This is a genomic window from Pseudomonas nunensis, from assembly GCF_024296925.1.
In the GTDB taxonomy this organism is placed as follows: domain Bacteria; phylum Pseudomonadota; class Gammaproteobacteria; order Pseudomonadales; family Pseudomonadaceae; genus Aquipseudomonas; species Aquipseudomonas nunensis.
Genome location: NZ_CP101125.1, coordinates 4,919,120 through 4,937,196, shown reverse-complemented (window position 1 = coordinate 4,937,196; position 18,077 = coordinate 4,919,120). Strand labels below are relative to the sequence as shown.

Annotated in this window: 15 protein-coding genes; 5 read left to right on the top strand and 10 right to left on the bottom strand. The window is 60.3% G+C overall.

What is annotated here, in order from left to right; genetic code table 11:
• Window position 1 precedes the first annotated feature (1 nt).
• Both NK667_RS21720 and NK667_RS21715 read left to right on the top strand, forming a co-directional pair.
• Window positions 2-3,073 carry an efflux RND transporter permease subunit gene (locus tag NK667_RS21720; RefSeq protein WP_054616017.1) on the top strand — a complete coding sequence of 1,024 codons (3,072 nt, stop codon included), beginning with the start codon at window positions 2-4 and terminating at the stop codon, window positions 3,071-3,073.
• Between the two features lie 243 nt (window positions 3,074-3,316).
• Window positions 3,317-4,477 (top strand): Fic family protein, encoded by a 1,161-nt coding sequence (locus tag NK667_RS21715; RefSeq protein ID WP_054616016.1) that lies wholly within the window; start codon window positions 3,317-3,319, stop codon window positions 4,475-4,477.
• A 54-nt stretch (window positions 4,478-4,531) separates the two neighbouring features.
• Here NK667_RS21715 and NK667_RS21710 read toward each other — a convergent pair whose 3' ends face one another.
• Window positions 4,532-5,221 (bottom strand): DUF4197 domain-containing protein, encoded by a 690-nt coding sequence (locus NK667_RS21710; RefSeq protein ID WP_054047223.1) that lies wholly within the window; start codon window positions 5,219-5,221, stop codon window positions 4,532-4,534.
• A 67-nt stretch (window positions 5,222-5,288) separates the two neighbouring features.
• The gene (gene plsB / locus NK667_RS21705) at window positions 5,289-7,790 is read right to left on the bottom strand and encodes a glycerol-3-phosphate 1-O-acyltransferase PlsB (protein WP_054047221.1); all 2,502 of its coding nucleotides are present in this window, start codon (window positions 7,788-7,790) and stop codon (window positions 5,289-5,291) included.
• A gap of 167 nt (window positions 7,791-7,957) precedes the next feature.
• Between plsB and NK667_RS21700 the strand changes: the two genes are divergently transcribed.
• Window positions 7,958-8,167 carry a cold-shock protein gene (locus tag NK667_RS21700; protein WP_010462862.1) on the top strand — a complete coding sequence of 70 codons (210 nt, stop codon included), beginning with the start codon at window positions 7,958-7,960 and terminating at the stop codon, window positions 8,165-8,167.
• 139 nt (window positions 8,168-8,306) lie between these two features.
• Here the strand turns inward: NK667_RS21700 and NK667_RS21695 are convergent, their stop codons facing one another.
• The 4 genes from NK667_RS21695 to NK667_RS21680 all read right to left on the bottom strand — a co-directional run bounded on the left by NK667_RS21695 (window position 8,307) and on the right by NK667_RS21680 (window position 13,551).
• On the bottom strand, window positions 8,307-8,684 hold the full coding sequence (locus NK667_RS21695) for a hypothetical protein (protein ID WP_054047220.1): 378 nt from the start codon (window positions 8,682-8,684) through the stop codon (window positions 8,307-8,309).
• Window positions 8,685-8,759: 75 nt separating this feature from the next.
• The gene (locus NK667_RS21690) at window positions 8,760-9,569 is read right to left on the bottom strand and encodes a putative RNA methyltransferase (protein WP_054616015.1); all 810 of its coding nucleotides are present in this window, start codon (window positions 9,567-9,569) and stop codon (window positions 8,760-8,762) included.
• Entirely contained in the window at window positions 9,569-10,720 is a 1,152-nt protein-coding gene (dapE, locus tag NK667_RS21685; protein ID WP_054616014.1) for a succinyl-diaminopimelate desuccinylase, read from the bottom strand. Before dapE ends, NK667_RS21690 begins: the two co-directional genes overlap by 1 nt.
• Before the next feature lie 239 nt (window positions 10,721-10,959).
• On the bottom strand, window positions 10,960-13,551 hold the full coding sequence (locus NK667_RS21680; protein ID WP_054047214.1) for a glycosyltransferase: 2,592 nt from the start codon (window positions 13,549-13,551) through the stop codon (window positions 10,960-10,962).
• Between the two features lie 215 nt (window positions 13,552-13,766).
• Here NK667_RS21680 and tcdA point away from each other — a divergent pair, with 215 nt between their 5' ends.
• Window positions 13,767-14,585: a tRNA cyclic N6-threonylcarbamoyladenosine(37) synthase TcdA gene (gene tcdA, locus NK667_RS21675; RefSeq protein ID WP_054616013.1), complete on the top strand. Its 819-nt coding sequence runs from the start codon at window positions 13,767-13,769 to the stop codon at window positions 14,583-14,585.
• An 89-nt stretch (window positions 14,586-14,674) separates the two neighbouring features.
• Here the strand turns inward: tcdA and NK667_RS21670 are convergent, their stop codons facing one another.
• Entirely contained in the window at window positions 14,675-15,079 is a 405-nt protein-coding gene (locus tag NK667_RS21670; RefSeq protein ID WP_054616012.1) for a SufE family protein, read from the bottom strand.
• Window positions 15,076-16,281: an aminotransferase class V-fold PLP-dependent enzyme gene (locus tag NK667_RS21665; RefSeq protein ID WP_054616011.1), complete on the bottom strand. Its 1,206-nt coding sequence runs from the start codon at window positions 16,279-16,281 to the stop codon at window positions 15,076-15,078. The genes NK667_RS21670 and NK667_RS21665 overlap by 4 nt, the downstream gene beginning before the upstream one ends.
• 80 nt (window positions 16,282-16,361) lie before the next feature.
• Between NK667_RS21665 and NK667_RS32595 the strand changes: the two genes are divergently transcribed.
• Complete coding sequence (locus tag NK667_RS32595) at window positions 16,362-16,484, top strand: hypothetical protein (protein ID WP_269084490.1); 123 nt, start codon at window positions 16,362-16,364, stop codon at window positions 16,482-16,484.
• A gap of 8 nt (window positions 16,485-16,492) precedes the next feature.
• Here the strand turns inward: NK667_RS32595 and dapD are convergent, their stop codons facing one another.
• Window positions 16,493-17,527: a 2,3,4,5-tetrahydropyridine-2,6-dicarboxylate N-succinyltransferase gene (dapD, locus tag NK667_RS21660; RefSeq protein WP_054047205.1), complete on the bottom strand. Its 1,035-nt coding sequence runs from the start codon at window positions 17,525-17,527 to the stop codon at window positions 16,493-16,495.
• Window positions 17,528-17,559: 32 nt separating this feature from the next.
• A complete protein-coding gene (locus NK667_RS21655; protein WP_054047203.1) occupies window positions 17,560-17,922 on the bottom strand; it encodes an ArsC family reductase in 363 nt (120 codons plus the stop codon).
• Window positions 17,923-18,077: the final 155 nt, after the last annotated feature.

Below are 18,077 nucleotides of genomic sequence, written 5' to 3'. Positions count from 1 at the left end.
GATGGGTTTCAATCTTTCCGAATGGGCGCTGCGCAATCGCCAGATCGTACTGTTCCTGATGCTCTTGCTGGCAATCGTCGGGGCACTTTCCTACACCAAACTCGGCCAAAGCGAAGACCCGCCGTTTACCTTCAAAGCCATGGTGATTCGCACCAACTGGCCGGGAGCCACGGCCCAGGAAGTCTCGCGTCAGGTTACCGAGCGCATTGAAAAGAAGCTGATGGAAACCGGCGAGTACGAGCGCATCGTCTCGTTCTCGCGTCCAGGGGAATCCCAAGTGACGTTCATGGCCCGGGATTCGATGCACTCGGCGCAGATCCCGGAGCTGTGGTATCAGGTCCGCAAGAAGATCAGTGACATCCGACAGACTCTGCCGCCGGGCATTCAAGGGCCGTTTTTCAACGATGAATTCGGCACCACGTTCGGCAACATTTACGCGCTGACCGGCGACGGTTTTGACTACGCGGTGCTCAAGGACTATGCCGACCGTATCCAGATTCAGCTGCAACGGGTCAAGGATGTGGGCAAGGTCGATCTGCTCGGCCTGCAAGACGAGAAGATCTGGATCGAGCTGTCCAACGTCAAGCTCGCCACCCTCGGCTTGCCGCTGGCCGCTGTGCAGCAGGCGCTTGAGGAACAGAACGCGGTGTCTACCGCCGGATTCTTCGAAACCAGCAGCGAGCGATTGCAGCTACGGGTCTCGGGGAATTTTCAGACGGTCGATCAGATCAAGAACTTCCCGATCCGGGTCAGTGATCGTACGTTCCGCATCGGCGATGTCGCAGACGTGCGTCGCGGTTTCAACGATCCCCCGGCGCCGCGTATGCGCTTCATGGCTGAAGACGCGATCGGTCTTGCCGTAGCGATGAAGGACGGTGGCGACATTCTGGTACTGGGCAAGGCCCTGGAAGTGGAGTTCGACCGTATCCAGAAAAACCTTCCGGCCGGCATGCAACTGCGCAAGGTCTCGGACCAGCCCGCCGCAGTGAAAACCGGTGTCGGCGAGTTCGTCCAAGTGCTGGTGGAAGCCCTGGCGATTGTGTTGCTGGTGAGCTTTTTCTCCCTCGGCGTGCGCACCGGGATGGTGGTGGCGCTGGCGATTCCGCTGGTATTGGCGATGACATTCGCCTGCATGTATTACCTCGGCATCGGCCTGCACAAGATTTCCCTCGGCGCACTGGTACTGGCCTTGGGCTTGCTGGTGGACGACGCGATCATTGCCGTGGAAATGATGGCGATCAAAATGGAGCAGGGCTTTGACCGGATCAAAGCCGCCAGCTTCGCCTGGACCAGCACCGCGTTCCCGATGCTCACCGGCACGTTGATCACCGCAGCCGGGTTCCTGCCGATTGCCACCGCGCAGTCGGGCACTGGTGAATACACCCGTTCGATCTTCCAGGTAGTGACTATCGCACTGCTGGCCTCGTGGATTGCCGCGGTGGTGTTTGTGCCGTATCTCGGGGAAAAACTCCTACCGGACTTGGCGAAGATTCACGCCGCCAAACACGGCACCACGGGCGGTCAGCCGGACCCCTACGGCACGCCGTTCTATCAACGCGTTCGGCGCTTGGTGGAGTGGTGCGTGCGTTGGCGCAAGACCGTGATCGTGCTGACCGTGGTGCTGTTTATCGGCTCCATCTTCCTGTTCCGCTTCGTGCCGCAGCAATTCTTCCCGGCCTCGGGGCGTCTGGAACTGATGGTCGATCTCAAACTGGCCGAAGGCGCGTCCCTGAGCAACACCAACGACGAGGTTAAACGCCTGGAAGGTCTCTTGAAGGATCACGCCGGCATCGACAATTACGTGGCCTACGTCGGTACCGGTTCGCCGCGCTTTTACCTACCGCTGGATCAGCAACTTCCCGCAGCGAGCTTCGCCCAGTTTGTGGTCCTGGCCAAGACCATCGAAGAGCGCGAAACCCTGCGCACCTGGCTGATCGAAACCCTCAACGAACAATTCCCGGCCCTGCGTTCGCGGGTTACGCGCTTGGAAAACGGCCCGCCCGTTGGCTACCCGGTGCAGTTCCGCGTGACCGGTGAACACATCGAAGAAGTCCGGGCCCTGGCGCGCAAAGTCGCGGAGAAGGTGCGCGAGAATCCGCACGTGGTCAACGTGCATCTGGACTGGGAAGAACCGAGCAAAGTCGTGTACCTGAACGTCGATCAGGATCGCGCCCGCGCGCTCGGCGTGAGTACCGCCAACCTGTCGAAGTTTTTGCAAAGCTCCCTGACCGGTTCCAGCGTCAGCCAGTACCGCGAAGACAACGAGTTGATCGAAATCCTGCTGCGCGGCACCGTGCATGAACGCACCGAATTGTCGCTGCTGCCGAGCCTGGCGGTGCCGACCGATAACGGCAAAAGCGTTGCGCTGTCGCAGATTGCGACCCTGGAATATGGCTTCGAAGAAGGCATCATCTGGCACCGCAACCGCCTGCCCAACGTGACAATTCGTGCGGACATTTACGGCAAGGAACAACCGGCGACCCTGGTGCAGCAGATCATGCCGACCCTCGACCCGATTCGCGCCGAACTGCCGGACGGCTACTTGCTGGAAGTCGGCGGCACCGTGGAGGATTCGGCTCGCGGACAGAACTCGGTGAAGGCTGGCGTACCACTGTTCATCGTGGTCGTGTTGACCTTGCTGATGCTGCAACTGCGCAGTTTCTCACGCACCGCGATGGTGTTTCTGACAGCGCCATTGGGCTTGATCGGCGTGACCCTGTTCCTGATGGTGTTCCGCCAGCCGTTCGGCTTTGTCGCCATGCTCGGGACCATTGCCTTGTCCGGGATGATCATGCGCAACTCAGTGATCCTGGTGGACCAGATCGAACAAGACATCGCCGCCGGGCTCAAACCGTGGCAGGCGATCATCGAAGCCACCGTGCGCCGATTCCGGCCCATCGTGCTGACGGCACTCGCCGCCGTGCTGGCGATGATCCCGCTGTCGCGCAGCGTGTTCTTCGGGCCGATGGCAGTGGCAATCATGGGCGGATTGATCGTGGCGACAGCGTTGACGCTGCTGTTCCTGCCGGCGCTGTATGCGGCGTGGTTCAGGATCAAAAAAGAAACCGAGTGATCTCGGCGGCCTAAGGGCCGCCTGCTTTTTGCCGCCGAACACTACTCAAAACTGTGGGAGCGGGCTTGCTCGCGAAGGCGTCGTGTCAGGCAATACATTTCTGAATGGATGGCCGCCTTCGCGAGCAAGCCCGCTCCCACATTAGATTTCCTACAGGATTTTCAGAATGCTCTGATATTGAGTCGCAGAGGGCTGAATGCTGTACTCCGGACTCGGTTTTGATGAGTTCTTGAGGCAGTCGTAATGAAAAAGCCCCCTGCGCTGAGAGGCAGGTCCGACCCTGTGTTTGACCTGCTGGCGCAATCGCCGCACAAAGAACGCCTTTCGGATTACCTCGTACTGCTGAAACCTCTGGACGGTCAGGGCCGTTACCTTCCGTTTGAAGACTTGCGCCATCGCTGGGCGCCGGGCCTGGATACCCGTCTCTGTTGGGCACTGGTCAAGAAGGCTCGCACCGCCCAGTACGCAAGCCTGCTGCCATTGGGCGAGCCGATCCAATGGGCCACCTTTGTGCTGACACCGGTCGCGCAAATCGCGATATCCACCGTCGACCGAGAGGCGACGACCGCAGCGTTGGCGTACATGAGTCGCCAGATTGGTGAGCAGGCGCACTTCAGCTACCTGCTCAATGACCTGATCGAAGACGAAGCCATCAGCAGCAGTCAGCTGGAAGGCGCGGCCACCACCACGCGGGTAGCCAAGGACATGCTCAAGCGCAAGCGCCTGCCGCGCACGCCGGATGAACGCATGGTCATCGGCAATTACAAGATGATGAATTTCGCCTGGGAAATGCGTGACCGACCCTTGAGCGTCGAGTTGATCGCGGCGATCCATTGCGTGGGTGTCGAAGGCATCGACGACGCGAAATACAGTCCCGGGACTTTCAGGGTCAAAGATGATGTGGTGGTGCAGGACGGCGAGGGCAACACCGTCCACACACCGCCTCCCGCGGCGGGGCTCGCATTACGCTTGCAAGCGCTGGCGAAGTGGATCAATCAAGCCAATAACGACCCCCTCCATGCGGATTACATTCATCCCTTGATCAAAGCCATCGCGCTACATTTTGCCTTGGGCTACGAGCATCCGTTTCGCGACGGCAACGGCCGCGTCGCCCGAGCGCTGTTTTATTGGTCCATGTTCAAAAATGACTTTTCGGCCTTTCGCTACATCGCCATCAGCACACTGCTGCGCAATGCGCCGGTGAAGTATGGACGCTCTTATCTACACACCGAAGCCGATGACCTGGACCTGACTTACTTCATCGATTTCCAGTGTTCGGTCGTTTTGCGGGCGGTGACTGGCTTTACCGAGGTCTACCGCAAAAGCCTGACTTACTGCAGGAGCGAGCCTGTGTGGGAGCGGGCTTGCTCGCGAAAGCGGTGTGTCAGTCGATATCAACGTTGACTGATACACCGCTTTCGCGAGCAAGCCCGCTCCCACAGGGTTTTGCTGTGAGGCTTATAGGGTGCCGAAGACTTTCTTGGCGAGGCTGGTTGCCGCAGCCGCCGGGTTTTGGCGGATGGTTTCTTCTTGCTTGCCAATCATCTCGAACAAACCATTCAGCGCTTGTTCGGTCACGTAGCTTTCGATGTTGGCGCTCTTCGCGTCTACCACACCGAGGGTCGCGGCTTGGCCGGCGAACGAGTTGTATTGCTTGGCCAGGCCAACCTGGTCGGTGGCTTGTTTGACGATCGGCAGGAACTTGGCGCGGATCTGTTCGCGGCTGGATTTGTCCAGGTACTGGGTGGCCGAGTCCTTGCCGCCGCTGAGGATGCCCTTGGCATCGGACACGCTCATTTTTTTCACGGCATCGACAAGGATCGGCTGGGCCTGGGTCACGGCGGTTTCAGCTGCTTTGTTCATGCTGGTTTCCAGCTGATCGACCTGGTCGCCCATTCCGAACTGTTTCATTTTTTTCGCGACTTTGCCGAGTTTGCCCGGCAGTTCGATCTTCACGTCCGGGTTGTTGCTGAAGCCGCCCGGTGTGCCGAGTTGTTTAACGGCCAGTTGCGCGCCTTGGGTCAGGGCGTCCTTGAGGCCGCCGGTGGCGTCGTTCTGCGACAGGTCGCTGAGGGACAGCGCCAGTGCGCTGGCGGAAATCATCAAGCCTGCGCAGAGGCCGGCGAAGCGAAGGGTAGGGCGGAGCATGGCGGCTTCCTTGTACGAATAAGGGAAATCAGTGGATGGGTGGGAGCTTACTCCCACCGTTATTGCATCAAGCCTCAGGCGGTGTGGCGACCTGATCCGCCGCATCTTCACTGCGATGCAGCGCCACCTGACGGATCGACAAGCGAATCTCCGCCGGCAGTACGCGCTTGGCCGCGCCTTCGGCCAGTTCGCCGAGCAGTTCGTGGTAGCTCAGCTTGCCGGCTTCGTCGCGCTTGAGCACGTCCAGATCGAGCATGGTCTGGATGAAGTGGCGGAACAGGCTCTTGTCGAAGAACTCCGGGGCGTTCAAACCATGGAGGATCGACAGGCGCTGGGCCATGACCGTGCACAGGTCTTCCAGTTCTTCGGCGCTGATGCTGTTCTGGCCGCTGTTGAGCAGCAAGGACACAGTCATGTAGAAGCGTTGCAGGGTCTGGGCAATGCTTTTCGACAGCAGGGTCAGCAACACGAAATGCCGCGAACTCGGTGCAGGACGCAGGTACACGTCGTTCTCGAAACGCAGCAGGCCTTGCTCGACAAAGGCTTCGAGCCACTGATCGACCACGCCGTCCAGCTCATCCATGGACCAGCGGATGAACAGTTCCGATTGCAGGTACGGGTACAGCGCGCGGGTGTAGCGCAGGATCTGTTCGCGGCTCATGCGCGACGCACTCTGGAAGAAACTCGCCAGCAGAGACGGCAGGGCGAAGATGTGCAACACGTTGTTGCGGTAGTAGGTCATCAGGACGGCGTTCTGCTCGCCCAGGTACAGAATCTTGCCGAGCGCGTCGCTCTGTTCGGACAGCAGATCCATGTCCTTCACATGCTCGATCAACGCCCGACCATCGCCTTCCGGCAATGTGGTGTGCGGCGAGTACGGGACTTTGCGCAGCAGCGCCAGATACAAATCCAGCACCCGCGCCATCGCACGATCATCCAGCGCCAAACGGCTGGTGGACAGCAGCGCCAGGGCCACCAGGTTCACCGGGTTGATCGCCGCGGCTTCGTTCAAATGCTGCGCGACTTTCTCGCCGAGGCGGTTGGTGGTTTCGTTGAGCCAGGCCGGTTTGAACTGCGGACCGAGCTCCTGTTGGCGCCAATCTGGTTGCTCACTGTCGAGGAACTCCGCGAGTTTGATCGGTTCGCCGAAGTTCACCGCCACCTGGCCGAAGCGCTGCTTGAGGGCGCCGATGACTTTGAAGATGTCGAAAATCGATTCTTTCTTCTTGCTCGCGCCACGCAGTTCGCCGAGGTAGGTCCGGCCTTCCAGTACACGTTCATAACCGATGTACACCGGAATGAAGACGATCGGCATGCGTGACGAACGCAGGAAGCTGCGCAGGGTGATCGCCAGCATCCCGGTTTTCGGTTGCAGCATGCGCCCGGTGCGCGAACGGCCGCCCTCGACGAAGTACTCGACCGGGAAGCCTTTGGTGAACAGGGTGTGCAGGTATTCGTTGAATACCGAGGTGTACAGCGGGTTGCCCTTGAAGGTACGGCGCATGAAAAACGCACCGCCACGGCGCAGCAGGCTGCCGATCACCGGCATGTTCAGGTTGATCCCGGCGGCAATGTGCGGCGGAGTCAGGCCGTTTCGGAACAGCAGATACGAGAGCAGCAGGTAATCGATGTGGCTGCGGTGGCACGGCACATAGATCACTTCGTGACCCTGGGCGACTTTCTGCACGCCTTCGATGTGGTTGACCTTGATCCCGTCGTAGATCTTGTTCCAGAACCAGCTCAGCACCACTTCCAGGAAGCGGATCGCGGTGTAGGTGTAGTCCGAGGCGATCTCGTTACCGTAGCGCAGGGCCTGGGCCTTGGCTTTTTCCGGGGAGATTTTCTCGCGCTCGGCTTCGTCCAGAATCGCTTGCTTGACCAAGGGCTGATTGAGCAAGCCTTTGACCAGATTGCGACGGTGGGAAATGTCCGGACCGATTACGGCAGCTTTGAGGTTGCGGAAGTGCACTCGCAGGATCCGCTGGGCCATGCGCACGGTGCGTTCGTGGCCCTTGTTGTGCTCGATCAGTTCGCGCAGATGAATCGGCGCCGAGAACTGCACGCGGGTCTTGCGCCCCAGCACGATGATGCTGAGTAAGCGGCGCAGGCGCCCGGTGACCGCCCAACTGTCGGCGAACAACAGCTTCCACGGGCTCGACTCGCTGTCCGGCGACTGACCCCAGAACACGCTGACCGGAATGATCTGCGCATCTTCGGCGGCGTTCTGGCTCAAGGCGCTGACCAGACGGGTCAGGGTCGGCGGCGCGCCGCGTTTGTCCTGGCGGCCGAGCCAGTCGGGCTCCGGCGTCAGGTAAAAGAACGCCGCGGGTTCGATCAACGTTCCCACCGATACCGGCAGCACCGGACGCGGCAGGCCGGCCTTGGTGCACTCGGTGTCGACCACGGCCAGGTCGGTCAGCGAAGGATTTTGCAGGACGTAGAACACCGGACGGCTGCGGTCGAGGTTGAGGGTAAGGGACGACTGGTTGATCGTCTCCGAGCGAACCCAGAGGTACAACAGTCGGCGCAGGGTGCCAAACACAAGACGGCGGAACGGGGAACGGGTCATACGGCTTCTGCTTGAGTGAATAAAACCGAGCAAATGCTCGGGCGGTCGATAGTGTGCCGTATTCGCCGAAAATCGGCAAAAAAGCGGTCAAGTAAACTTGAGTTGAGAGTTTTCGCGGCTGTCATATACTCGACCGCTCAAAATAAAAACAAGGGGGGTAACGAGACATGGCTACGCGCGAGACCGGCAATGTGAAGTGGTTCAACGACGCCAAGGGCTACGGCTTTATTCAACGCGAGGACGGGGTGGACGTGTTCGTGCATTACCGCGCGATTCGCGGTGAAGGCCACCGTTCGCTGGCTGAAGGCCAGCAGGTTGAGTACGCCGTGGTAACGGGCGAGAAGGGATTGCAGGCTGAGGATGTTGTAGGTCTGTAAACCCGCTCTTCAGATCACCCAAAAACCATTGTGGGAGCGGGCTTGCTCGCGAATGGGGTGTATCAGTCAACGTTGATGGCGACTGATACACCGCATTCGCGAGCAAGCCCGCTCCCACATTTGATGGGTGTTGCTGGTTTTACGCGGTCTTCCAGGTGATTTCTTCTTCACCATCAGCGCTGATGCGCATCCAGCGATCTGCGGTTTCTTCACCTTCTTCCTCGACCCACGTTCCCGGCGCGCAACGCACTTCGACGTTCAGCGCGGCGAAGGCTGCACGGGCGCAGGCGATGTCGTCTTCCCACGGCGTCTGGTCGCTTTCCAGGTACAGGCTGTTCCACTTGCCCACGGCTTTCGGCAGCCAGGTGACTGGCACGCTGCCGGCCTTGCACTTGTAGGTCTGGCCTTTCTTGACCCACTCACTGCACGGGCCCAACGCGGCGCTCAGCCAATCGGCGACGGTCTTGTAGTCGACGTCGGCGTCTTTCAGGTAAATCTCGATATCGGGTTGGCGCATGGATGTCCTCACTGCGGTCTTGAAAAATCCATTCGCGGATTTAGCCGGCCTCAAGCTGTTGCTCAAGACCAAAAATTATTGAAGTACGAAGTAATCGTAACGCATCGAAACCGTGACTTCGAACGGCTCGACCTGCTCGATGACCGCTGCCCGGCGTTCAGCACTGGCGCGCCAGCCGTGGGGCGTCATGGCCAACAGGTTGGCACGATCCTGACCGCTTGCCAGCGTCAGTTTGAATTCCAGGGTTTCACTGTGCGCCAGCGTCATGCCTTCCGGCACCAGGGCCAAATGCTTGTCGTCGGTGTATTCACGCACTTCGTCATACAGACTTTCGCGCAACTCCATCAGGTGGCCGCTGGTCGGCCCGACTTTCATCAAACCGCCGCCAGGGCTCAGCAGGCGCTTGGCTTCTTCCCAGTCCAGCGGACTGAAAACACTCGCCAGAAACTGGCAACTGCCGGACGCCAACGGCACCCGCGCCATGCTGGCGATCAACCACGTCAACTGCGGATTACGCTTGCAGGCGCGTTTGACCGCTTCCCGGGAAATATCCAGTGCGTAACCATCGGCATTCGGCAAGGCTTCGGCGATTTGCGCGGTGTAATAACCCTCGCCACAACCGATGTCGAGCCAGCGCTGGGGCGCGTACTGCGCCGCCAGTTCCGCCAGACGCTTGGCCACCGGCGCGTAATGGCCGGCGTTCAAGAAGTCGCGTCGGGCCTCGACCATCGCCAGGTTATCCCCAGGGTCGCGGCTGTTCTTGTGCTGCACCGGCAGCAGGTTCAGGTAACCCTGGCGCGCGCGGTCGAAACGATGCCCGGCGGGACAGGCCACGCCGTTGTCCACCGCGTTCAGCGGTTCGCTGCAGATCGGGCAGGCCAGCATCAGGCGAGCAACTTGATCAGGGTCTGGTAGTAGATTTCGGTCAGCACGTCGAGGTCGGCGGCCAGCACACGTTCGTTGACTTGGTGAATCGTCGCGTTGACCGGTCCCAGCTCAACTACTTGCGTGCCCATGGTCGCGATGAAACGACCGTCGGACGTCCCGCCACTGGTGGACGCCTTGGTTTCGCGACCGGTGATGTCCTTGATGCTCGACGCCACGGCATCCAGCAGCGCGCCCGGTTCGGTGAGGAACGGTAGGCCCGACAGCGCCCAATCCACGTGCCAGTCCAGGCCATGCTTGTCGAGGATGTCAGCAACGCGCTTTTGCAGGCCTTCGACGGTGGATTCGGTGGAGAAACGGAAGTTGAACACCGCCACCAGATCACCTGGAATCACGTTGGTCGCGCCAGTACCGGAATTGACGTTGGAAATCTGGAAACTGGTCGGCGGGAAGAAGTCGTTGCCGTGGTCCCAATGCTCGGCGGCCAGTTCGGCCAGGGCCGGGGCGGCGAGGTGGATCGGGTTCTTCGCCAGGTGCGGGTAGGCCACATGGCCCTGAATGCCGCGCACGGTCAGCTTGGCGCCGAGGGAACCGCGACGACCGTTCTTGACCACGTCACCGACCAGGGTGGTGCTCGACGGTTCGCCGACGATGCACCAGTCCAGACGCTCCTTGCGCGCGGCGAGGCGTTCGATCACAGCCTTGGTGCCGTGGTGCGCCGGGCCTTCCTCGTCACTGGTGATCAGGAAAGCGACCTTGCCCTTGTGATCCGGGTAGTCGGCGACAAAACGCTCGGCGGCCACGGTCATCGACGCGAGGCTGCCTTTCATGTCCGCCGCGCCACGGCCGCAGAGCATGCCGTGTTCGTCGATCACCGCGTTGAACGGGTCGATCTGCCACGCGGTGACCGGACCGGTCGGGACCACGTCGGTGTGACCGGCGAAGCACAGCACCGGACCGTCGTGTTTGCCGTGTGTGGCCCAGAAGTTATCCACATCTTCGATGCGCATCGGTTCCAGTTGGAAACCGGCATCGCCCAGGCGCTGCATCATCTGCTTCTGGCAATCGGCGTCGACCGGCGTCACGGACGGACGGCGGATCAGGTCAATGGCGAGTTGAAGGGTCGGCGAAAGGTCGGCGTGGGCCGTCATGGAAAACTCCGGAAACATGAATTTGGGCGCGGTCGAAATGTGGGAGCGGGCTTGCTCGCGAATGCGGTGTGTCAGTCAGCATAAATGTTGATTGTTACACCGCATTCGCGAGCAAGCCCGCTCCCACAGGTTTTGAGTACGGTCAGAAGGACCGTATATCCCGCCAAGGCCTGCAAAATGGCGGTTATCTTAAAGCAAAACGGCGGCCATTGGCCGCCGTTTAGTGCATCTGTACTGATTTAGACGGCTGGTAGAGGCTCAGGCTCGGCGGCCGGTTTGGGCAGCGAAGACAGGAACGCCATGATCAGCGCCGCCAGGTACGGCAGAGACTGCACCAGCAACATGGTCACCCAGAAGCGGATGTCGTTGCTTGGCAGGCCCTGCACCAGGAAGATCCCCAGCGCCGCGCCCCACAACAGCAGCATGATGAACACCTCTTCGCGAGCCTCCGAAATCGCCACCCAGAAGCCGTGGTTATCGGCGTTTTTCGGCGTACGGAAGAACGGAATGCTGCTGGTGAAGAAGCCGTATAGCACCGCTTTGGCGATGGTGTGCGACAACGCCAGCCCGGCCAGCGCCGCGCAGAACGCGTCCTTCAGGTTGACCCCGACCGCACGGCGGTACAGGAAGATGATCTTGGCCACCTTGAACACGAACAGCGCCAATGGCGGGATCGCGAAGATCAGCAGCGGTGGATCGACCCGTTGCGGCACGATGATCATCGCCGCCGACCACAACAGGGCGCCGACGGTGAAGAAGATGTTCATGCCGTCCGCCACCCACGGCAACCAGCCCGCGAGGAAGTGGTAACGCTGGCCACGGGTCAGCTCGGTGTCCTTGCCGCGCAGCAGGCTGGCGGTGTGGCGCTTGATGATCTGAATCGCGCCATAGGCCCAGCGGAAACGCTGTTTCTTGAAGTCGATAAAGGTATCCGGCATCAGGCCTTTGCCGTAGCTGGTGTGGTAATACGCCGCCGACAGACCTTTTTCGAATACCCGCAGACCCAGTTCGGCGTCTTCACAGATGCACCAGTCAGCCCAGCCCAGTTCCTCGAGCACCGAACGTCGGGTCATGGTCATGGTGCCGTGCTGAATGATCGCGTCACGGTCGTTACGGGTGACCATGCCGATGTGGAAGAAACCTTTGTATTCCGCGTAGCAGAGCTTCTTGAAGGTGCTTTCGTTCTGGTCGCGATAATCCTGTGGCGACTGCACCACGGCGATTTTCGGATCGGCGAAGTGCGGCACCATGTGCTTGAGCCAGTTCGGGTCGACGCAGTAATCGGAGTCGATCACCGCAATCACTTCGGCATCCTTGGCGGTGTGCGGGATCAGGTAATTCAGCGCGCCACCCTTGAAACCGGCCAACGGGGCGACGTGGAAGAACTTGAAGCGCGGGCCGAGGGTCTCGCAGTAATCGCGCACCGGTTCCCAGACCGCCGGGTCCTTGGTGTTGTTGTCGATGATCAGGACTTCGAAGTCCGGATAGTCGAGGTTGGCCAGGGCGTTGAGGGTCTGTTTGACCATCTCCGGTGGTTCGTTGTAGCACGGTACGTGGATCGACACTTTCGGTCGGTAGTCCGAATCCCCCACGACCGGCAGGAATTCTCGCCGGCGCTTGTGAGTCCAGACCGCTTCCGCCAACTCGTGGGCTTCGGTCAGCAATACGATAAACACCCCGAGCGCACCGAGGGCGAGCAAGAAGCCCACCGTCAGGCTGAACCAGGTGCTGTATTGCTGGCTGTAGTCATAACCGATCCACACCAGAACCGAACCGCACAGGAACGCGATAAAGGTCAGGAAGGTACGGCCACGCTGGCGCAGGGCCGAGCCGTCGATCATCAGCAAAGTCAGCGACAGCAAGGCCAGGACGGCCGAGCCGATCGCCAGTACACGCCATTGCGGGATCGCGACCACCGGGCCTTCGAAGTTGAATTTCTGCTGGCGCGCGGCGTTGAACACGCCCCAATACGCGCCCACCGAACCTTCGTCAGTGGCCTTCCACGGTTGGTCAAAGGCTTCGATCACGAAGTAGTTGAAGCCCTGGCGGTTCAGTTTGTTAACCAGGGTGCGCAGGTAAATCGCCTGGTCTGCCGGGCTCGAATCGGTGCCGCCACGCATGCGGCCGTTGCTCGGCCAGCCAACCTCCGAAAGCAGCAGCGGTTTTTTCGGGAACATCTTTTTCAGGTCCCGGGCGCGGTCGAGGACGAATTGACCGGCCTTGTCCACCGGGATGAATTCCCAATAAGGCAGGACGTGCGCGGCGATCAAGTCGACGTGCTTGGCCAGTTCCGGGTGTTCTTCCCAGACGTGCCACTGCTCGGACGTGGTCACCGGCACTTTCACGGCGGCGCGGACGCGGTCGAGGATGACGCTGAGGTCCTTGGCGGTAATTTCCTTACGGAAGATCGCCTCGTTGCCTACAACCACGCGAACCACACTGCGTGAGGTGTTGGCCAATTCGATGGCGCGCAGGATCTCGCGTTCGTTGCGTTCCTGGTCCGGGCTGATCCAGATCCCTAGGGTCACGCGCAGGCCGAACTCTTCCGCCAGTTTGGGAATGTCCTCCAGCGTGCCGTCGACCGAGTAGGTGCGGATGTTGTCCGTCAGCTTGCTCATGATCTCCAGATCGCGACGCATTTCATCGTCGGTCGGGTACTGGTCTTTCTGTGGGTACTGGCCTTGTTGAAACGGCGAGTACGAAAAACCGGAGATCTGTTCAGGCCAGTTGGGAGCGGTGACCGGGCGGTTGATCAGCGCCCAGAAGCCGGTAAACAAGGCAGCGATGGCGAGCACCACAACCAGGTTGAGTCCAAATTTACGCGATGACATAGCTATTTCAGGTTCCAAAGGCTGTGGAACGAAGGAACGGGTCGGCGGTTGGCCAAGGGGGCGCGCATCCTACACCGTGCTTTCACTTACCGTACAGCAAGCAAGGAAAAGCCTCACATTTGGCACTGAAGTTTGTCTTAAGTTCTTACACTTGTAGCTTGAAGCTTAAAACTTGTGGCTGCGAAGCCCTATAATGCGCGCCGGTTTTTGGGGTAATGGTCATGAGTACAGAAGATCCGCGGTTTGCCGGCATCGCTCGGTTGTATGGCATTGAAGGCCTGGACCGCTTGCGCGCGGCCCACGTGGCGATTGTCGGCGTTGGCGGCGTCGGTTCCTGGGCGGCGGAAGCCATTGCCCGGTGTGGCGTGGGCGAGATTTCGCTGTTCGACCTCGATGACGTCTGCGTCAGCAACGCCAACCGTCAGTTGCACGCGCTGGACAGCACCGTCGGCAAACCCAAGGTCGAAGTGATGGCCGAGCGCCTGCGCGGGATCAACCCGGACTGCACGGTGCATGCGGTGGCGGATTTCGTCACCCGTGAGACCATGGCCGAGTACATCACGCCGAATATCGACTGCGTGATCGACTGCATCGACAGCGTGAATGCCAAGGCTGCGCTGATCGCTTGGTGCAAGCGGCGCAAGATCCAGATCATCACCACCGGTGGCGCGGGCGGGCAGATTGACCCGACGCTGATCCAGGTTTGCGACCTGAACCGGACCTTCAACGATCCGCTGGCCTCGAAAGTGCGCTCGACGTTGCGCCGCGACTACAACTTCTCCCGCACCGTGACCCGCCATTACAGCGTGCCGTGCGTGTTCTCCACCGAACAGCTGCGCTACCCGAAACCGGATGGCAGCATTTGCTTGCAGAAGAGTTTTGTCGGCGACGGCGTGAAGCTCGACTGCGCCGGCGGGTTTGGCGCGGTAATGATGGTGACGGCGACGTTCGGCATGGTCGCGGCGACCAAGGCTGTGGATAAGATTGTGGCGGGTGTGCGGCGCCCGGCAGACCGAGTCAAACCTGAGGCTTGATCGGTGTGGCTGATGGCCTCTTCGCGAGCAAGCCCGCTCCCACATTGGAATGCATTTCCCTGTGGGAGCGGGCTTGCTCGCGAAGGCGATTAACCAGCCAACTCATTCATCCGCTGTAACACGGCATTCAGGCCATTACTGCGCGAAGGGGAGAGCTGGCGACTGAGCCCAAGCTGACTAAACCAATCCGGCAAATCCACCTGCTGCAACTCTACCGCCGACAACCCGTTAACCCGCGCCAGCAGCAACGCCACCAATCCGCGAATCAAACGCGCATCGCTGCTTGCGGCGAACTGCCAATGTCCATCCTGCAATGCGCCCACCAACCAAACCTGGCTTTCACAGCCATGCACGCGGTTGGCGTCAACCTTATCCACATCGCTCAACGCCGGCAGGCGATCGCCCCACTGCATCAGCAATCGCGCCCGCTGTTCCCAGCTTCCGGCTTGTTCGAACGTTTCCAGCGCCAACGCCGCATCGGCCGGCAAGCTCATCGCAGCAACTCCAGCGCCTGATCCAGCGCTTCAAAGAACCGCTCCAGATCCTCGGAGTCGTTATACAGCGCCAGCGATACCCGAATCGCCCCGGCCAATTCGAAGCTTTTGAGCAGCGGCATGGCGCAGTGATGACCGGCGCGCACGGCGATACCCTGTTCGGTCAGCAAATGCGCCAGATCGGAGTTATGCACACCCTCGACGACGAAACTGGCCAACGCGAGTTGCGGCTTGCCCAGCAATCGAATGCCGTTGCGTGCCTCAAGACCCTTGAGCAAATAGTCATGCAGCGCCGCTTCGTGGGCGTTCACTGCGTCCTGATCCAGTCCGCTCAGGTAATCCAGGGTCGCGCCGAGGCCAATCACACTCGCAATCGGCGGCGTTCCGGCTTCGAAACCCAGCGGTGCCGGGCGGAAACGGGCGTCGTGGTAATTGGCGTCCAGCACCATTTCACCGCCGAATTGCCAATGACGCAGCTGCTTGAGCGCTTCATTGCGGCCGAACAACACGCCCAAACCGTCAGGGCCGTAGAGCTTGTGGCTGGAAAACACATAAAAGTCGCAACCCAACTCCTGCACATCATGCCGGCCATGGACGATGCCTTGAGCACCATCGACCACGGTCAACGCGTCGTGCGCTTGGGCCAGCGCCAGCAATTCGGGCAATGGCTGCCAAGCGCCGAGCACGTTGGAGAGCTGACTGACCGCGAGCAACCGGGTTCGCGGGCCAATCAACTGCGCGGCGGTCGCGAGGTCAATCAAACCGTCGGCGTCCAGCGGCAAAACGATCAGCTTCAAGTCGCGGCGCAGGGCCAGTTGCTGCCAGGGCAGCAGGTTGGCGTGGTGCTCCAGGGCGCTGATGACAATCTCATCGCCCGGATTGAATAAGTGTTCCAGGCCATAGGCCAGGAGGTTCAGCGCGGAGGTCGCTCCGTGGGTAAAGATGATCTGCCCGCAATCGCCGGCATTCAGCCATTGGCCGATTTTGCTGCGGCTGTCCTCGAACGCCTGGGTGGCGTGGGCGCCGGGCAGGTGTTGCGCCCGATGCACGTTGGCCGCGCCGTTGGCGTAGTAATGCGTCAGGGCATCCAGCAGGGCTTGAGGTTTTTGCGTGGTGGCGGCGTTGTCCAGATAGGTCTGGTCTTGCCGTTGCAAGGCGGCGATGGCCGGAAAATCGGCGCGCCAGGGAGAAGGAATCATCATGCTATCGGGCCCTGTTGAACATGGGCGGGGGGAGCGCCTGACCTTGATATTCCTCGCCCTTGCCCTTGTAGGAGCGAGGCTTGCCCGCGAAGGCGTCTTCACTGACGCCCAAAAGCTTCGCGGGCAAGCCTCGCTCCTACAAGATCAAGATCAAGATCAAGATCAAAATCAAGATCGAGGGCAAGGCACAGGTGATCGTTTGATGCTCTGCTTAGTTGTGAGCGTGCAGCGCTTCGTTCAGTTCGATGGCCGATTTGTGGGTTTTGCATTCCACCGCACCGGTCTCCGAATTGCGACGGAACAACAGGTCAGGTTGGCCAGCCAGTTCACGAGCCTTCACGACTTTGACCAGTTTGTTGTTTTCGTCGAGCAGCGCGACTTTGGTGCCGGCGGTCACGTACAGGCCCGATTCAACAGTGTTGCGGTCGCCCAACGGGATACCGATACCGGCGTTCGCGCCGATCAGGCAGCCTTCGCCAACCTTGATCACGATGTTGCCGCCGCCCGACAGGGTGCCCATGGTCGAGCAACCGCCGCCCAGGTCCGAACCCTTGCCGACGAACACGCCAGCCGACACACGACCTTCGATCATGCCCGGGCCTTCGGTGCCTGCGTTGAAGTTGACGAAACCTTCGTGCATCACCGTGGTGCCTTCGCCCACGTAGGCGCCCAGGCGAATCCGCGCGGCGTCAGCGATACGCACGCCGGCCGGAACCACGTAGTCGGTCATTTTCGGGAACTTGTCCACCGAGAACACTTCCAGCAGCTCGCCGCGCAGGCGGGCTTCCAGTTGATGCTCGGCCAGTTCGGCGAGGTCGATGGCGCCCTGGCTGGTCCAGGCAACGTTTGGCAGCAGCGGGAACACGCCGGCCAGGTTCAGGCCGTGAGGCTTGACCAGACGGTGGGACAGCAGGTGCAGCTTGAGGTAAGCCTCAGGCGTGGACGTCAGTTGCACGTCTTCAGCCAGGATGGTCGCGACCAGCGGCTTGTGGCTTTCGGCCAGACGGGTCAGCAGCGCGGCTTGGCCGGCATCGACGTTCTTCAGCGCTTCAGCCAGTTGCGAAGCCTGTGCGGTAGTGAAGGTGATGGCCTGGTTGCCTTCGGTGTAGCCCAGGACCGGTGCAATGGCTGCGACCAGCTCGGCCGACGGATTGAGCAGCGGCTGTGCGTAAAACACTTCCAGCCATGCGCCTTGACGGTTTTGAGTGCCGACACCGAAGGCCAGGCTGAACAGGGAATTGGACATGTTGATACCTCTAACAAAAAGAACGGGCTGCCTTACTTGAGTGCGGCCGCGTAGATATCTGGCTTGAAGCCAATCAGGGTTCGGTCACCGAGATCAAGCACCGGGCGCTTGATCATCGAGGGTTGTGCGAGCATCAGCTCGATGGCTTTCGCTTGGTCGAGATCGGCTTTGCGTTCGTCGTCGAGTTTGCGAAAGGTCGTGCCTGCGCGGTTCAACACCACTTGCCAGCCGTGCTCGTCGCACCATTGGTTGAGGTGTTCACGGTCGATACCGGCCGTTTTGTAATCATGAAAGTCATAGCTGACAGCGTGTTCATCGAGCCAGGTGCGCGCCTTTTTCATGGTGTCGCAGGCTTTGATGCCGAAAAGGTGCAACGTTTTGCTTGAATCGGTCAAGGAATTGCCCCCTTTGCAGGTGCTGGAAAAAAATGGTGACGGATTATGCCATGGCCTTCCGGTTAAAGCGCAAAACCTGTGGGAGCGGGCTTGCTCGCGAAGGCGTCGTGTCAGGTAGCAGTGATGGCGGCTGACACGACGCCTTCGCGAGCAAG

Excerpts from the sequence above, each read along its gene's own strand:
- NK667_RS21720 (WP_054616017.1), top strand. The coding sequence starts at position 2 with ATGGGTTTCAATCTTTCCGAATGGGCGCTGCGCAATCGCCAGATCGTA.
- NK667_RS21715 (WP_054616016.1), top strand. The coding sequence starts at position 3,317 with ATGAAAAAGCCCCCTGCGCTGAGAGGCAGGTCCGACCCTGTGTTTGAC.
- NK667_RS21710 (WP_054047223.1), bottom strand. The coding sequence starts at position 5,221 with ATGCTCCGCCCTACCCTTCGCTTCGCCGGCCTCTGCGCAGGCTTGATG.
- plsB (WP_054047221.1), bottom strand. The coding sequence starts at position 7,790 with ATGACCCGTTCCCCGTTCCGCCGTCTTGTGTTTGGCACCCTGCGCCGA.
- NK667_RS21700 (WP_010462862.1), top strand. The coding sequence starts at position 7,958 with ATGGCTACGCGCGAGACCGGCAATGTGAAGTGGTTCAACGACGCCAAG.
- NK667_RS21695 (WP_054047220.1), bottom strand. The coding sequence starts at position 8,684 with ATGCGCCAACCCGATATCGAGATTTACCTGAAAGACGCCGACGTCGAC.
- NK667_RS21690 (WP_054616015.1), bottom strand. The coding sequence starts at position 9,569 with ATGCTGGCCTGCCCGATCTGCAGCGAACCGCTGAACGCGGTGGACAAC.
- dapE (WP_054616014.1), bottom strand. The coding sequence starts at position 10,720 with ATGACGGCCCACGCCGACCTTTCGCCGACCCTTCAACTCGCCATTGAC.
- NK667_RS21680 (WP_054047214.1), bottom strand. The coding sequence starts at position 13,551 with ATGTCATCGCGTAAATTTGGACTCAACCTGGTTGTGGTGCTCGCCATC.
- tcdA (WP_054616013.1), top strand. The coding sequence starts at position 13,767 with ATGGTCATGAGTACAGAAGATCCGCGGTTTGCCGGCATCGCTCGGTTG.
- NK667_RS21670 (WP_054616012.1), bottom strand. The coding sequence starts at position 15,079 with ATGAGCTTGCCGGCCGATGCGGCGTTGGCGCTGGAAACGTTCGAACAA.
- NK667_RS21665 (WP_054616011.1), bottom strand. The coding sequence starts at position 16,281 with ATGATGATTCCTTCTCCCTGGCGCGCCGATTTTCCGGCCATCGCCGCC.
- dapD (WP_054047205.1), bottom strand. The coding sequence starts at position 17,527 with ATGTCCAATTCCCTGTTCAGCCTGGCCTTCGGTGTCGGCACTCAAAAC.